The sequence below is a fragment of the Ureibacillus acetophenoni genome, from assembly GCF_900220965.1.
Lineage (GTDB): Bacteria > Bacillota > Bacilli > Bacillales_A > Planococcaceae > Ureibacillus > Ureibacillus acetophenoni.
The window spans coordinates 1-2,322 of sequence record NZ_OBQC01000035.1; the positions used below are offsets into that span (position 1 = coordinate 1).

3 protein-coding genes are annotated in these 2,322 nt (G+C 38.0%); all 3 read right to left on the bottom strand.

The window, feature by feature from the left end:
* Positions 1–83: 83 nt before the first annotated feature.
* The 3 genes from tnpC to CRO45_RS19695 are packed head-to-tail and all read right to left on the bottom strand — an operon-like array spanning position 84 to position 2,237.
* Positions 84–1,652, bottom strand: coding sequence for an IS66 family transposase (gene tnpC, locus CRO45_RS19685; protein ID WP_097151300.1), 1,569 nt, complete (start codon positions 1,650–1,652; stop codon positions 84–86).
* Between the two features lie 47 nt (positions 1,653–1,699).
* Complete coding sequence (gene tnpB, locus CRO45_RS19690; RefSeq protein WP_268878142.1) at positions 1,700–2,032, bottom strand: IS66 family insertion sequence element accessory protein TnpB; 333 nt, start codon at positions 2,030–2,032, stop codon at positions 1,700–1,702.
* A gap of 10 nt (positions 2,033–2,042) precedes the next feature.
* Positions 2,043–2,237: a hypothetical protein gene (locus CRO45_RS19695; RefSeq protein ID WP_097151302.1), complete on the bottom strand. Its 195-nt coding sequence runs from the start codon at positions 2,235–2,237 to the stop codon at positions 2,043–2,045.
* Between the last annotated feature and the right edge of the window lie 85 nt (positions 2,238–2,322).

Genomic DNA, 2,322 nt, shown 5'->3' on the forward strand with positions numbered 1-2,322 from the left:
GTAAGCCCGAAATATAAAAAAACGTACCTTATTGGTACGCATTACGAATAGCCCTACTATGCTAATTTTTTTCAGATAGAGGGCTATTTTGCACATGTTACCTGGATTGTTTTTGACCAAGGCATGTATTGTTTGATTAATTTTGGGTTTTGGTGGATATCTTGATTTGGCAGTTCAGTGAAGAGCTTAACCAAATATTTATAAAAATCAATGCCGTTGGCTTTAGCCGTTTCAGCTAGACTTAAGCAGATCGCATTTGCTTCAGCTCCTGCTTCGCTTGTTGAAAAAAGCCAATTTTTTCTACCGATGACACTTGGTCGAATCGCATTTTCTGCCGCATTATTATCAATTTCTATGCGACCATCATATAAAAATGCTTGTAATCCTCCAGCACGATTCAATGTGTATTCTGCCGCTTTGGCTAATGCACTTTTACCGTAAAACGGGGATTCTTCAATCCATTTAAACATCGCATCTACAATTGGCTTTGAATGCTTCTGGCGTGCCTTTTCACGTTTGCGAGGCGAATGATTCTTGAACTTGCGTTCAAGTCGATATATTTGATCACAAAAATCAACACCTTTTTGGCCATGCTTACTCTCTGCTTTTAACCAATATCGACGAACATGTGCCCAACAGTTAGCGAATGTTATATTTTCTAATTTGCCATAAGCGGAATAACCATCACAAATAATGGTTCCTTTAAAATCACTTGTGAGTTGATCCAACACTGCACGACCTCGGGATAAAGCGTGATGGAATAGTACAATCACTGGTCCTTCAATAGGCAAACTGCGTCGAACCCAGTTGTAGGCTGTTGATTGGGGCGATTTTCCATCGCTGCGATTAAGCACTTGTGCTGTTGTTTCATCACAATGCATAAGCGATCTGTGATTCATCACTGACTCCAAATATTGGTACACAGGGATTAACCATTCTTTTGTTGACCGAATTACCCAATTAGATAAGTTTTTGTCGTTCGTAATGAGGCCATTTCGCTCCCATTCTTTTACTTGGCGATATAATGGAATGTATTGAATGAATTTATCATAGATAACTTTTGCCAATACAGTTGGTCCTGCAATACTTCGTAAAAGAACGGAGTTCGGTGCTTTCCCACGTTTAATTTGTGCTTTTTGTGTAATGTCCTTTTTACAAGACTTACACTCATAAGCGGATTCAAAATGCTGAATCCGCTTCATTGTTGCTGGGATGAACTTTGCTTCTTCACGTACGAGAGTACTACCGATTTCCGTCATCACTTCTTGGCAACACTCACATTGAATATTATCTGGATGGTGATGAATTTCTTCAATCTCTACATGGGCCAGGAAAGAATCATTCCGCTTCTTTTTATGTAGTTTACGAACAACCGTATAAGTAATGCTGTCCGTGCTTTGTTCTTCTGTGTGCTCAGATTCCTTAAAAAATGGGTCGTTATCAAACAAAGAACCTTGCCCGTCAGGTGCTTGGTACTTTGATTTTTCAGATTTAGAACCAAATAAAGCTTTTGTTAGCTGGTGAATTTGTTCTGAAAGAACTTTATTTTGAGCCAAAGATTGATCTAATTTTATTGATAATTCTTCGTTCTGTTTTTTCATATAGGCTAACTGCTCTTCAAGTACTTTGATTAATTGTTCTGGCTGTTCCATCTCATCATTCACCACGTTTCGTCCATTATTCTATGGAAATTATAGCACTAAAATAGACTTCGTCTAGCTTTTTTTATAGATCTGGATTGTACAAGGGATAAACCTTCTAATAACCAACGAAGTTCTTGTTGGGTTAGTTGTTTAACTTCCTTTTCATTTCGAGGCCATTGCAGACGCCCATTATCAAGTCGTTTATAAAGCATGGCGAAGCCATCCCCATCAAAGTATAGGCACTTATAGCGATCCTTCTGAGTACCACAAAATAAAAAAATAGAGTCACTATATGGATCTAAGTTATAGGAATCTTGTACAAGTGTTGCAAGCCCATCAATCCCATTTCGCATATCTGTCCTTCCACAGATAATATAGATATTTTCCACGGAGGAAAAATCATGCTTCAACTATATTCAGCTCCTTTATAATCGTTTGAATAATCGATTCATTGACGCCTTTGTAAAATTTGATTTCCACTTCCGATGCTTTTATGATGCAGATTGGTTCGTGATTAATTATAGTGGGCTTCTCTTGCATTTCTTTACTCGGCTCCAGCTTAACAGGAATGATATTTAATTTTGGGCGAGTCAATAAAAAGCACCTCCTAGTAAGTTGATATGTTCATCATACTAGGAGGTGAGGTGATCTTATATGCGTAGTTTTATTGGGGGCTTAC

Excerpts from the sequence above, each read along its gene's own strand:
- tnpC (WP_097151300.1), bottom strand. The coding sequence starts at position 1,652 with ATGGAACAGCCAGAACAATTAATCAAAGTACTTGAAGAGCAGTTAGCC.